Annotated in this window: 9 protein-coding genes; all 9 read left to right on the forward strand. The window is 57.5% G+C overall.

Annotated elements, in window-relative coordinates:
* Positions 1-206 precede the first annotated feature (206 nt).
* Entirely contained in the window at positions 207-1,199 is a 993-nt protein-coding gene (locus SH292x_RS08400) for a hypothetical protein (RefSeq protein WP_442485147.1), read from the forward strand.
* A gap of 1,218 nt (positions 1,200-2,417) precedes the next feature.
* Complete coding sequence (locus SH292x_RS08405; RefSeq protein WP_442485148.1) at positions 2,418-2,687, forward strand: hypothetical protein; 270 nt, start codon at positions 2,418-2,420, stop codon at positions 2,685-2,687.
* Between the two features lie 19 nt (positions 2,688-2,706).
* Positions 2,707-4,020: a hypothetical protein gene (locus tag SH292x_RS08410; RefSeq protein ID WP_442485149.1), complete on the forward strand. Its 1,314-nt coding sequence runs from the start codon at positions 2,707-2,709 to the stop codon at positions 4,018-4,020.
* Positions 4,017-6,518, forward strand: coding sequence for a GAP1-N2 domain-containing protein (locus tag SH292x_RS08415; RefSeq protein WP_442485150.1), 2,502 nt, complete (start codon positions 4,017-4,019; stop codon positions 6,516-6,518). Before SH292x_RS08410 ends, SH292x_RS08415 begins: the two co-directional genes overlap by 4 nt.
* Positions 6,515-9,367, forward strand: coding sequence for a hypothetical protein (locus SH292x_RS08420; RefSeq protein WP_442485151.1), 2,853 nt, complete (start codon positions 6,515-6,517; stop codon positions 9,365-9,367). The genes SH292x_RS08415 and SH292x_RS08420 overlap by 4 nt, the downstream gene beginning before the upstream one ends.
* A gap of 32 nt (positions 9,368-9,399) precedes the next feature.
* Complete coding sequence (locus tag SH292x_RS08425; protein ID WP_442485152.1) at positions 9,400-10,761, forward strand: GYF domain-containing protein; 1,362 nt, start codon at positions 9,400-9,402, stop codon at positions 10,759-10,761.
* Between the two features lie 43 nt (positions 10,762-10,804).
* Positions 10,805-11,674, forward strand: a complete 870-nt coding sequence (locus SH292x_RS08430; protein WP_442485153.1) for a MotA/TolQ/ExbB proton channel family protein — start codon at positions 10,805-10,807, stop codon at positions 11,672-11,674.
* A complete protein-coding gene (locus SH292x_RS08435) occupies positions 11,655-12,464 on the forward strand; it encodes a hypothetical protein (protein ID WP_442485154.1) in 810 nt (269 codons plus the stop codon). Before SH292x_RS08430 ends, SH292x_RS08435 begins: the two co-directional genes overlap by 20 nt.
* A gap of 177 nt (positions 12,465-12,641) precedes the next feature.
* Positions 12,642-13,361 (forward strand): hypothetical protein, encoded by a 720-nt coding sequence (locus SH292x_RS08440; RefSeq protein ID WP_442485155.1) that lies wholly within the window; start codon positions 12,642-12,644, stop codon positions 13,359-13,361.
* Positions 13,362-13,501 lie beyond the last annotated feature (140 nt).

A 13,501-nucleotide genomic window follows, 5' to 3' on the forward strand; every position in this document is an offset into this window, starting at 1 on the left:
TTAGGTTGTGCCTCCGATGGGCCGTGGGTAAATTGAAGGGTTAATAAATGAGCAGTCCAATGGACTACCCTTTTCTCGACTACTAATGCCTCTTTGGGGGGGACATGGTAAGGAAGCACTATCGCCATAGTATATTAATAGCAACGGCCATCGCATTTGGATGTTTGGGGTCCTGCCTTCCCGCATCCGCCAGCCCCTTCTCAGGGTTGATTGATAAGGCCACGATCCTCGACTCCCAAGGCGCGGCGACCGATAAGGATACCGCCCGAAGCATCGTGTTCGGCCAACTGGACGCCGTGACGTTCGAGCAGTGCGACGTGCGGCTAGTGAATGATTTTGTGCTGGTGTCGGGAGTCTACACGTTCGAGGTGCAGCGGCAGCCACAGAATCGTGCGACGTGTTCGATCATGGTTGTCCCCGTCCCGCGTCCGCCCGATAGTGGACCGCTTCCGCCGGCTCCGGGACGGCTACTGGAGGAGCCTATCGCTACGATCTCGGTCGAGGAGGGTCAGCTCTGTTTGACCTGGAATCCAGAGAACCCGACCGTCCATGCCGCTGAGCTTGCCAACGCGATGATTCGGCTTGAGTGGCAGGGAGAGCAGCACACTATTGGCCTCCGCGAGCCGGTAGAGCTAGAGGCAATTGCGCTGGACTTGGAGAACCCTCTGCAGCGAGTGCCAATTGAGGTGAAGAACCTGCCGTCGGCGGGAGACTTGAGCATCGTGATGCGACCGATCGATGGCATTGACGTGCCGTTCGAGTTTGCCGGAGGGCAGGCCACGATCGAGCGCGGCGACTCGCAGAAAGTGCGGCGGGAGGGTTCGATTCCGAGCGAGTTGGAAATTGAGCTGGCGGAAGTAAAGGAGGGTGCAGAACTCCGCGTGCGAGCTAGCTATTTCGATAGTCGCAAACGTCGCAAGCCGCTGGTGGGAGATTCGATACGCTCAACGGCTATCGGGCTACAGCGTTCACAATCCGAAAGCGAGTCGAATCTGGCGGCGGCGCGAAGTGCCATCCCACGGATCGAATCCGAGGCGGCCAGGCTCAGATCGCGGCGCCCCAGCGACAACAGCGAAGCGGCGGCTATTTCAGGTCGGCTGGTCGCCCTCAAGCAGCAGCACACCAAAGCGAGAAGTTCGATCCGTCGCTACGAGAAATCACTGCCCAAGATCGCCGAGTCGATAGAAGACCTCAAGTAGGTGATCGAATTGGGCAAAGAGCTGCAAGGTAACGCCAAATTGCGGTTCGATGTGATCGCTCGGAACGGCGAGCACGAGATCTTGCTGGCTCGCATTGGTACGTCTCCTGATCGTCCGCCGGGCCGATAGACGCCACTCCGGCATTCCACACTCCCCAGCGAACTACCTCATTCCCGCCGCCTCGTTGTCATTCATGCAAGTTACCACTCGCTGCACCCATTGCCTGAAAGAGTTCGAAGTGCCCGAGGGGGTGCTGGGGAAGCGAACGCGTTGCACGAGTTGTGGCGAGCGGTTCGAGCTGGAGAGATACGAGCCGGTAGCGGAAGTCCGCGCGAACACAAGTTGGCCTGGGCCGTCCGGCTTCGAGATGCCCCCTGCACCCCCTCTATCCCACAGCGAGCCAGCACCCGTCGAGGCCGACTATTCCGTCGGTCACCAGCATCGCAAGTCGCGGAGAATCGACCCGAGGTTTTGGCCTCTACAGTACTTGTGCATCCTCTTCGAAATTGTCGCTGGAATCACTGCCCTATTGGTGCTGATTACTGGCCTCCTTCCCCTAATCGCTGTGGCCGCAGTGGAGGCTGACTATCGCTCAACAGAAGATGTATTTACGGCGCTGGGAATGGCTCTCGGTTATTGGTTTGTCGGAAGCATTGTCGTCGCCTTGATCCTACTTTTCGCCCAACTTAGTCGACTGCTGCTGGCCATTGAAAGAAATACGTCGGGGACGCAAGAACTACTTACGAGGTTCATAGATCAGCAAGGACGCCAACCACGTGCTACGCCGGCAAGTATGGCGACGCCACAAGCCGCCCAGGATCATGACAGTTTCGCCAATTGGATGGAGGGAAACGAATGATGTTGAATCGTGTTTTGGCAGTTTGCGTGTTGGGTTGGTGCATCGGCACGGGTGGCTGCATGCGCCAGGAGCCGGTGAGTGAGTCGTCCACTGCAGCCGAGGAAACCGAGTCATGCGACGAGGCAACGGAGACCCAAGTCGTGGAGAGTCCAGTTTCTGAGGTTTCCGCCGCGGAACCAGACAGTGAGGTGACAGGTGAGCCCGCAAGCGAAACAGATGATTCCTCCCCGCCGCAGCCTGAGCCTACGAGCCGTGAAGCTGCGGGCGAGCCGGGTACCAACGGGACGGGGGCTGGAACACCTTCGGAAGCTGGATCGACCGCACCTGAAGAGAGCTCCCCTACGAGTTCAGCGAGTTCAGTGCAGTCGGACGCGAAGTTCGACAACCCAGGCGACGCCATCGCCTTTGCGCGTCGAGTAAGCGACAAAGCCGCTCAGCAGGAGAAGCGTGGCGATGTGGGGGAGGCTTACCAGCAGACCTTGGAAGCGTGGCAGGCGCTGCAGCCGCACCTTGCCAACACCACTTGCCAAAGTCTGTCGAGAGAGTTGATGGCGGACATCGAGCGATTGGGCGAACAGATGAGTACCAATGGCGTCAACGTCCGTGGAAAACCGCTGAAGATCAAATAACGAAAATTAATAAGTAAGTATGCCAGCTGCCTCCGAAGTTCGTATCTCCGTTCGCCCTCGCGTGACCTGTCCTCACTGCTGGGAGACGTTCTCCGCCGACCAAACGCACTGGGTCGCCGCTCATCCCGATCTCGTTAACGATCCCCGCTTGACGAGCGATCATCAATTGCGATTTCTGCCAACGCGGTTCAATGTCGAAGGGAACGCGCTCGATCCGAGGGGCATGGCGTGCCAGGAGTTAGCTTGCCCGCGTTGCCATTTGACCATTCCCAGGTCGCTGCTGGAGTTGCCGCCTCTGTTTGTGTCCATCGCTGGCACCCCGTCGTGTGGCAAAAGCTACTTCCTGGCGGCAATGACTTGGTCGCTGAGGCAAACGTTGCCTCGCGACTTTCAAGTGAGCTACACCGACGCCGATCCGCAGTCGAATTTGATCCTGGCTGAGTACGAGGAGCAGCAGTTCCTCAATCCGCGGCAGGACGAAGTCGTAAAGCTGCGTAAGACTGAAGAACAGGGCGACGCCTACGACCAAGTGCGGTACGGTTCGCAGGTGGTTTCGTACCCGCGTCCGTTTCTGTTCTCGATTCGGCCTACGCAGCAACACCCTTCGGTGGTCAACGCCCGCCGCGCTTCGCGATTGCTGTGTCTGTACGACAATGCTGGCGAGTCGTTTCTCCCGGGGCGTGACACGGTAGTGAATCCGGTGACTCGGCACTTAGCGCAGTCGCACGCGGTGATCTTCTGCTTTGACCCGACGCAAGACCCACGTTTCCGTAACGCCTGCGCGGGCCAGTCCACCGATTTTCAAGTGCAAGAGGCTCCCGTCACGGCCCGGCAAGAAACCGTATTGCACGAAATCATCAACCGGATTCGCAACCACACGGGGCTCAAGCAAACGGAGCGTCGCCAACAACCGCTGATCGTCGCGGTCACCAAGTGCGATGCATGGTGGTCCTTGATGAATGTGGCGAACGTTCCTCCGCCCTGGAAGCCAATTCCTGGTAGCCCAATGCGATCGGCGCTAGATCTGAGCACCATCAAGAAGTTGTCGCTGCTGGTTCGTCAACTACTAAGTAAATTCACGCCCGAGTTAGTCGCGGCCGCTGAGGAATTCAGCGAGCAAACGTGGTTTATTCCCGTCAGTGCGACTGGGTGCAGTCCCGAGCGGGCGATTGTAAATCGCAAAACAGTGTGGGGCGTCAAGCCTCGGAACATTCGCCCGATGTGGTGCGAGGTACCGTTGCTCACCATCTTGGCAACGCAAGCCGGTGGACTGGTTCCTTCCATGAAGATGGGCCCGGCCATGGGTGGGCAGCAAGCGGAGGCGTCGCGATGATTGAAGAGATCATTTACACTTCGGCTCCGCGCGGTTTGAAGCCAGGCAGCCGTGGGTTTTGTACGGTGGCCAGCACTCCGGGGATGGCGAGCACGCTCGCGAACCTGCTAGAGTCGCTCAGCGGCTATCGGCATCTGTTTGCTCCCGATGCTAGCGGGCGAAGTGCCAATCCCCCCGTCTACAGTCACTTGCGAGTGCAACTCGGTGGGCAGAACCTTCACGTGTTGTCACGTGTGGTGGACGCCGGGAACGACTACTCGGGACGTTCGAACAAGCTAGCGCACCACGCCGCGTTCCCGCTCCCCGCTACAACTCAGGCAAGCCCCGCCGCGATGCAGCGTGCCGAAGGCGTTCATCCGACAACTTGGTCGGGCGACCCGCGGATGCTGACGTCGCGGAGTAAACTCCCAGTCTTATCGTCCACCCCGCGCCCGTGCAACTACTGGCAGCAAGTTACTGGCGACGCGGGATGGGGCGGATTCGTGGCCCAGCAAATGGCGATGTCGCCGAGCAGCACGCTGTGGATCGTCTACCCGTTCGATGTGGACATGCTGCGGCTGTTGGACGAAGCCCTCGCGCTACTGCCGACAAAGCAAGCTTGGGCTGCAACTTACACGACGTTCTTCACGAAACTTGCACCGGGTATTGAGTGCCGCATACGCTGCGTCGTGGATGGAACCCCCGAGGCGGTGGTAGCGCGGAAGCGGTACGAGCTGGGCACTCTCGATTTGTGCCAACCGATGAACCCACCCCAGGCGGGACCGTGGATCGACGCCGCACGTAGCGGCAAGCAGCTTGCAGACACGCGTCCCGTCGCGCCAACGAGTGCGGCATCTGGGCTGATGGTCGACGATTCGGAGATCGAGCTGGTGGACATCGAGCAGGAAGATGTCGATCTGTCGCAAGTCGTGAAGCATGCGCCGCCGCCATTGCCAGGAGGCTGGCCTGTTAATAGCCCCGTCGACAGGAGTCGCCGACACTCGCGCGGGGTATCGAAAGTGTGGATGCTTGCGGTGGGTTCACTGCTGTTGGTGTCGGCTGCGGCGGGGAGCGCGGGGGCGTATATGTGGTGGAATAGCCGTCACTTTGTAGGCTCGGAAGTCGTTGCGATCGACGCGGTAAAAGCCGAGAAGAAGAAGGCGGAAGCGGAGAAGAAGGCGGAAGCGGAGAAGAAGGCCGAGGAGGAGAAGAAAAAAGCGGAAGCGGAGAAGAAGGCCGAGGAGGAGAAGAAAAAAGCGGAAGCGGAGAAGAAGGCCGAGGAGGAGAAGAAAAAAGCGGAAGCGGAGAAGAAGGCTGAGGAGGAGAAGAAAAAAGCGGAAGCGGAGAAGAAGGCTGAGGAGGAGAAGAAGAAAGCGGAAGCGGAGAAGAAGGCCGAGGAGGAGAAGCGGAAGGCCGAGGCAGCAAGGGCTCGGCCAATAGAGATGAGATGTACGCCGCCTGAAATTGACGAGTCCGTTGGCATGAAGAAGCAATTTGCTTGGGAAGGCGCGAGCCATGGGACACGATCGGGCTTAGTGGCGGCGTCGTACTACGCTCCGGCTGTAAAGCAAGTCGATGGCAAAGACTTGCATAAAGAGCTGTCCTTAACGATGCATCACATAGACGCAGTGGACACAATTGATTTGCAGTTAGGTACACAGTCGGCCGTTCGACTCAGGCTAGCAGAGAACGCTGCCCCCTTCGTTCAATGGCAAAGGCTGGCGACCAGCAATCAGAGCTTCTTTGAGACAGTGACTTGGGGAGCTATCGGGATCCGCTCAGCTAGCGGTAGTCGTACAAATACGATTGTGACATTCGCGATGCCTAAGAAAGTTGATGCTATTTTCGCTCCCCGGCGATTCAACGAGGCGGACGACTTTGCCGGAAGTATTGTCTATCCCAAGGTTCCATCCTTCGTTGCCCTTGAACAAGGCGCGCTTCGCTTTATGGTTCATACACCGATCGAAACGGTGCAGATTGCAACCGCAGGGCAAGCGTTGCAGGTGAAGGCAGGGTCTGACTGCACACTTCTGTGGGTCGCAACCACAGTTGCTTTGCCGTCCATTGAATGGGAATGGAAATTCCGAATCAGAGATCAGGTGACTGGAAATGACGAAATTCACAATGTGGCGTCGATTGCAACAATTCTGCGCTCGAACAAGGAGCTAGAAGCCAAGTTAGTGGAGATGAAGGAAGAGAGAAGTCCAATTGAATTACACGCGATCGCGGCCGCGGCCCCTCCCCCTACTAACAAAGAGAGTAAAGAATTTAAGCAATGGGAGCGACTGCTTCCTCTCAAGGATGCACTAAACAGCCTAGTCAGGTTTCGGCACCTGAATGACGAGCTAGTAAAGGCTCTGTTCCGCGATGTGCGCGTCGACTACGACATCTACTACTTGCTTCGGCGACAGTCTGCCGAGCCATCAGATGCCACGTTCGACGACACCGTGCCTCTGCACCTCGTTACAACGGGCAAGAAACCGAAAGACGTGATCGTATTGGAGCCTCAACCCAAATGACCTCCGACTACTGGTACATCGACGAAATCCGCGACGCTGTTAGTTCGCCGCAGACGGCCGACCCGGGTACGCTGCGCGAGGCCGCGGTGGCTTACAACAGTGCCTGCCGCGATGCGAATCGACGGCTCCGCGAAGTCGAGCGGCTGCTGCGGATGGGGCTCCGCAGCGAAGCAATTCAGGCCGCGGAACAGGAGCCGGCCCTGCTGGACCACGTCAGTGAACTCGACCTAGCAATTATCGAAGACTGGCAAGGGATGCTTGCGCAGTGGGGGATGGAACTACCCCCTGAGCTGGAAGTTGGCATCGCCGCTGAGCTCAATCTGGCGTACGCCGAATTGATGCCGATCGAGCAGTTGATCAAACAGCATCGACTGCTCGCACTGGCCCGCGCACCGCTCTCGGCTCGACTCAGCGTGCTGAGGCAAATCGCCAGCCGCGACGAAATGAATCCGGGCTGGGCCTCCGATGTCACGCAGTACGAGCAGGCTAGGCTTCGCGAGGTGGGGAGCCATGCTCGGCAAGCCGCGCGCGAGGGCGATGTCGAGACGCTCCGCATTTTGCACGCAGAACTCACCGCGCCGGCGTGGATTAGCGAAGTTCCTCAATCGATTGTCAACGAAGTGAGTGACTTGTGTGATCGTGAAGTTCAGCGGCACGCTCGTGGTCAGCTGGAGCAGTTAGTCGAGTACCTCGATCGCGCGTACAGTGAGTTTGACACCGAGCGGGCAATGCAATTGGCGGATCGTTGGCAGGAGTTTTCCACGGCCGCCCGTCTTACACCGAGCGATCCGCTTGCCGTCCGGGCGCGGGAATCGCTTGAGTGGATCGATCGCGAACGGGACGCCGTGGCGAACGATGCCGCCTTCGGCGCGGCGGTTCACGCTCTCGAAAGTGCATTGGACCAAAACGCGTCGTACGAACAAATTGACAAGCTACTGCATCGAGCCGAGCGGTTCGACCAAGCAATTCCGCAGGTATTGTATCAGCGTACTATCGCGCGGCTCGACGCGATGAAGCTGCAAGCTCGCCGGAAGCTGTTCCTCATTGGCGGCGTAGCGACGCTGTGTGTACTGGCGACTGCGGGGGCCATCTTTTACTACGGCTACGCCAGCCAGCAAGAGTCGATTATTGCCCAGCACGAGACGAACGTCCGCAAGCTTCTGGACGAACACAATTGGTCCCAAGCCAACGACTACGTGACACGGCTTGACGCCACCATGCTCTCGCATCCACGGATTAGCGCCGTTCACTCGGAAGTCCAGACGGCGATCCAGAACGAACAGGCGCGCGCGAATCGCGTAGCAGCCGCATTGGAGCAAGCTGAGCAGATGGATGTTGAGTCTCCCGACCAAGCCTTGCTGAGTCGTCTGCAAAAGGAGGAGCTACTACCCGAGGAAAAGCAACGACTTGATGGTGTATTAGTGGCCGTTGGTAAGGTGGTGAAGGAGCGACAGCGGAGGATTGACGAGGCGTTCCTCGCGACCGTTGAGTCGTGGGCTGCAAAGTTAGTGGAGTTGGAGCAGCATGCTTCCGAAGGGCAAGTTGACCTGCATTCTGAACTCGCGAAGCTAAATGCCGACCTGGGAAGTCACGCCGGCGTAACTTTCGCGCTCAAGCGGCAAGGCGAACCACTGCTTGCCCAGCTCCGGGCGATCATCAATCGCGAGGCAAAGCTCGACGACGCCCGCCAAGCGAAAGAGCCTCTATTTAGTGCCGTAGGCAATGTACCACTGTTTGCATCACACCTCGAAGCGCTGGCAGGGTCCAAAGACGACACTCTGACTGCTACGCACGCCCGACAAGTACTGGACGAAAAGGCCGTGTGGGCATCGATGGCCGAGTGGAGTGCGTTCTGGCAGGCGCACGGCAACTGGGCCAGCATGTCGGCAGGCCAGGCCCAAGCGTTAATAGAAGAGGGTGATCGACTGTTGGCTCAGTCTACCGCTTGCGAACTAAGTAATGCGTTTTCGAGCCGCAAAGAGTATTTGCAGATGGTAGCCAATCGTTCAGAAGTTGACGTTAGCTCGCTCAAGTCATTCCTAATTTCCAACAAGCTGGTGAACGATGTGTGGATGGTCGAGCAAGGGGACCGTCGGTATTACTGCTCCAGGGAACCGCAAGAAGACGAAGTCCGCGGGATGACGGCATTTGCATATTTCAAAGACTATGCCAGCGAACAGAAACGCGAGCTACTGTCAAAGTCCGTGACTACTGATCTCGCGCCACAAGCCAAGTGTTCCAAGCAGCTGCAGCCGCTACTTGCCAAGCTGACCGACGACAACTGGGACAAATCTTTTCACGATATGGCTGTGTGTGCTCGTAGCGGAGTAGACGCCCAGCCTTCGATGGACGCCGTGCTCGCGATGGACATGCTCCGTCGCATCCTGACAACGGGAAGTGAAGGAAGTTACCTGTTCAAGTTGGCCTACGCTCAGACGCTTCAGGAAATTGATGAATCGGGGGTCGATCTGTCGGTTTACTGGTTTGTCCCGGGTGATCGTGACGCGGATACCACACGTCGCGAAGCAGCAGCCGTACTCGCCGGCTTGCCCGACTTCACCGAGTCGTACCGCCAAGCCAAGCAAGCTCACGCTAGAAGGTGCAGTCCACCTACCGTTCGTTCCCAGTGGATCGCGGGTCTCGATCGCGACGCGAATGGAAAGTGGATCGCATTACCGCCGCCTCCATCGAACGCCACTGGAGAGATTGCCGTCGCCACTAAGGAAGGTGAGCAAATCAAGTTCACGCAGGTGGGAACGGTAAGCGGTGGTGTGGTCCAGTGGGACACTGAATTAGAGCGGCAGGCAGCACGCATTGGCACGCCCTTATTTCTGCTCCCCTCCAATTGACTCCCTTACTCGTAAGCGACGAAAGCAATTGTATGGCCGATGCCTACTATGTGAGAATACGGGGACGAGTTAGCGGGCCATTCTCTACGGAGAAGCTGATGCAACTGGCTCAGCGGGGACAGCTTAGCCGCACGCACGAAGTCTCCGAAGATTCCGCCAATTGGTTCTCGGCGGGGCAGCTCGAACAGTTGTTCGCAAAACGGGCCGGCACTGCCAAGATCACTCCTGCATCAATGCCTCAGGCAGCAGAAAGCACGGTGACGCCACCACCCGCATCCACTTCCGGTTGGTTCGTTGCGATTGGTGGGTCGAAGCAAGGCCCCTTCACTGAGAATCAGTTGCACTCGCTAATAGCTGCCGGCAACATCGACTCGATGACTTTGGTGTGGACCGAGGGGTACGCCGATTGGCTACCCGCCGCCACCGTGCCTGGGCTTTTCTCTGGCCACAACGGCCGGCAGAGCCATGCAGACGAGCAACTGAAGTGGTCTGAACTGCTGCCTGTGTTTCGGCTGTTCAACGACGGGTCGTGGGCTCGGCCCTGGGTGGTTTGCCTCGCTATCGCACTTCTATTTCCGTTACTGGTCATCGAATATCAAGGGGTCGAAAACGTTGACTTGGTAGGGGCCTCGGTTGCCTTTTCGCTTTACTTTTCTCTTCTGTGGACCGCCTTCTTTCACTGGTGCATCGACCCTGGTCGCCTTGGCGCGATACGTCTCTTAGGCACGTGGCTACTCACGGCTACGATCGGGGTCCTCGGAGTTGTCCTCGTTCAAGCCTTAGCGCTTCCAATCTTTATTGATGGGATGGCTATCGACAACGAAGCCTCGCTGCTGAAACGCGTGATAAGCTGGACCTTGGCCGTTGGTGTGATTGAGGAGGCAGGCAAACTTGCTGCCGTGTTGCTCCTCACCCTGCGGATGCCTGGCAGTGCCACGCCTCGCACCTACGCCTACCTGGGAGTGGTGAGCGGGCTGGCCTTTGGCACGGTTGAGGCCATTATTTATACCTATGCGTATGCGACTGAGCACGCCGCTGGCAGCGGAGACTCGGAAACCTCCTATGGCTGGCTCTTTATGGCCCTCATCACTCGCTGGATCAGCCTGCCTTTGCTGCACGCGATCTGGACGGGCATTGCGGGCTACTTCGTAGGCTTGAGTCGAAAAGCGTCGCAATCGCATTGGAAGTGGATTCTTTTTGGGCTGACAGTCGTTGCGCTGCTACATGGTATTTATGACGTCGGAGCGGGGGACGAGCGTTACTCTTGGCTCGCACTTTCCACAGCCACAGTGTCGTTGGCTCTATTCATCGGCTATCTTCGCTCTGAGGAATTGCTGGTCGATAAGATACGATCTCACGAGTCTTCACGCCGGACGCAATCGGTGGCCAGTTGACACCGGGAACACCCACTCGCCTTACTTCCTTAGCATCTCCTTCATGCGCAATTCGCCTCATCATACGCCGCTCTCGTACCTCCGCTCTGATCCCGAGTGCAGGATCGGTCTACCCGGCGCGCGGTTTACCCGAGTGGGTTCGTGGTTGAGCGCCGCCATCGCCGCCGCCCTGACGACCGCGTTTTATGGGCTGTTGCATCTAACTCCCCCGAGCTTTGACTATGTCTCGGATATGTTCCGCGAGCGAGGGCCAACTCCCTATTTCATCACCTTCGCGTCGGCTTGGTGCCTCACCCTCTTGGCGACCAAGTGGATGAAGCTATCGCTTCAGCAAAAAGCGCTGCGCTACAACGTCGTGCCTGAAGCCAGCGACTTCGTGCTGTCGACTGGCACCGTCGAGGCCGTCATGGAGCGGATTCACGAGACGGTAGACGACCCAAAGCACTTTATGCTCTTCAATCGCATAGCCATTGCGTTATCCAATCTGCGCAACTTGGGACGGGTTGGTGATGTGGATGAGATTCTGCGAAGCCAAGCAGAGCACGACGAGTCGATCATGGAGTCGAGCTACTCGCTCTTGCGAGGCTTGATTTGGGCGATTCCTGTACTTGGATTTATTGGTACTGTGCTGGGGCTATCTTCGGCAATTGGGGGCTTCGGAGACGTTCTGGCAACAACAACGGACATGACGCAAATTACGGCCTCGCTACAAGGCGTGACGGGTGGACTTGCGACTGCTTTTGACACCACGCTCCTCGCACTAGTGGCCGCTCTGACGCTACAACTGCTCGTGACGTTCATGCACAAGAACGAGGAAGAGTTCTGTGATAACTGCACAGAGTACTGCCAACGCAATATTGTGAACCGTCTTCGCCTCATGCCGTTCCACGCCGATGAAACGCCGCTCCCATAATAGCTCGCCACTGTCGCTCTTCGCGTTTCAAGACATCATCATGTCGGTCACGGGGGTGTTCCTGCTCATCACTTTGATGATGGCGATTGAGTTGGCAAGTCGAAAGCCACAAAACGCAGCCGAAGTCTCACGCCAGGTAGCTGCCGAACTGGAGAAAGCCATCTTACGAGAGGCGGAGCGGCTCAGGTTGTTGCAGAACGAAGTGACGACAATGCGAGATGCGCCAACGGCCAGTGGCGACTATACGCGACAGTCGGTTGCAGATGACCTGGAGAAGGCGGAGGAGGAGGTGCGACTTCTGACCGAGAGCAATCAAGAGTTCCGTCGGGCGGCGACCGAGTTGCTCGCCGCTAGAGATAAGCAGCAGGCCGTGTTACAGAGCCGAGGTCCTGACAGGAAGCGCGCCGACGAATTATCGCAACTGTGCGAACAACTGGAGCAAGAACTCAATCTACTGAAGAATTCGCAGCGCATCTTCTACAGTCGGATCGATGCACAAGGGCGAGAAGTGTGGCTTGTCGAGCTTACTTCGACCGAAGCCCGCGTCGCCATCGCCGGCGAGCAACAACGCCCCCTTGTATTCAAAGGAAAAAGACACCCCGACGCGCTGCTGACGTGGGCCAAGCAGATGTCGCCTAGCCGATCGCGATTCGTACTAATCGTGCATCCGGGAGCGACAGCCGACTTCAATGAGATACGCGGCGAGTTGAGGACCCGTGGATTCTCAACCGGATACGATCTCTTGCCCGCCGATCAGGTAGCCATTGACGAATTGACGGGGGCGAATTAGCCAATGGGACGTCGTAGACGAAATAGCCCAGATGATAGCTTCGACCTGCTATTAGATACTATTACCAATGCCTTTGGCGGGATTGCATTCCTTGCCATTCTCGTTGTGGTGTTAATGCGCAACACGGCTGCGGAAGCCGTAACCGCGGATGCGCCCCTAGCAAAGAGTGTTGATGAATTGACGCGACAGCTACAGTTGCTACAGGCTGAATGCGATCCATTGGAGTTGGAGCTGAATGCCATTCGCACGATCTCGGGGAAACTTGCCGACCCTCAGTTGAAGCAATCGCTCGAACGACTCCGCGAATTGACGGACGTTCGCGAAGCACTTCTCGAAGACCGCGCTGGCTACCTGTCCGCAATTGAGCAAGCTCAGGTTGAGTTGACCCAGACACTTGGAGAACTAAGAGAGCTAGATGAAATGCTTGAAACGCTTACTGCAGAGCAAGCTGGCATTTCAAGTCGCCTGCAGGAAGAGCGGTCCCGGCGGGCCGTTGACTCACCTTTCCCCGAGGAGCGAAGAAGCACGAAGCGACCATACAACTTGACGCTGCGGTACGGCCGCTTGTACGTCGATCTATTCGCTGACGGCTCGCCGAACCTCGCCGACTACGCCGTGCTCGACGACTCGGGCAGCTACCTTGTCCTCACCCCCAAGCCCTACAAGGGTGTGCCTGTCCTTCGCGGAGACCAATTAAGCCAAGAGGTTATTGCTCAACTCCAGGCTCAGGACCCGCGATTTGTACAGATTGATATTTCCATCTGGGACGACTCGTACGAAGCGTTCCAGCCACTCCGCGATTACTTAGTCAAGCACGACTATAACTATCGTCTGATCGTGGTGACCGATGGTGACGAGGTGACGTACGGCTCAGTAGTGGACACCCAGGTTCAGTGAGCCGTTTCGAACAAGGAGCCTACTCCAAAAACTTGGCAACCAACTTTTCATCCTACCGGCAAATTAGTTTCCGAGTACACTACTCGTTAACGCGGACAACATACCGCCATTGTCCGAGAAACGGCGAGTCGAACGGCAAT

Source organism: Aeoliella fuhlenseeensis (assembly GCF_052161615.1).
Classification (GTDB): Bacteria; Planctomycetota; Planctomycetia; order Pirellulales; family Lacipirellulaceae; genus Aeoliella.

Bases quoted from the DNA above. Each gene is read 5' to 3' on its own strand.
- SH292x_RS08410 (WP_442485149.1), top strand. From the start codon at position 2,707: ATGCCAGCTGCCTCCGAAGTTCGTATCTCCGTTCGCCCTCGCGTGACC.
- SH292x_RS08415 (WP_442485150.1), top strand. From the start codon at position 4,017: ATGATTGAAGAGATCATTTACACTTCGGCTCCGCGCGGTTTGAAGCCA.
- SH292x_RS08420 (WP_442485151.1), top strand. From the start codon at position 6,515: ATGACCTCCGACTACTGGTACATCGACGAAATCCGCGACGCTGTTAGT.
- SH292x_RS08425 (WP_442485152.1), top strand. From the start codon at position 9,400: ATGGCCGATGCCTACTATGTGAGAATACGGGGACGAGTTAGCGGGCCA.
- SH292x_RS08430 (WP_442485153.1), top strand. From the start codon at position 10,805: ATGCGCAATTCGCCTCATCATACGCCGCTCTCGTACCTCCGCTCTGAT.
- SH292x_RS08435 (WP_442485154.1), top strand. From the start codon at position 11,655: ATGAAACGCCGCTCCCATAATAGCTCGCCACTGTCGCTCTTCGCGTTT.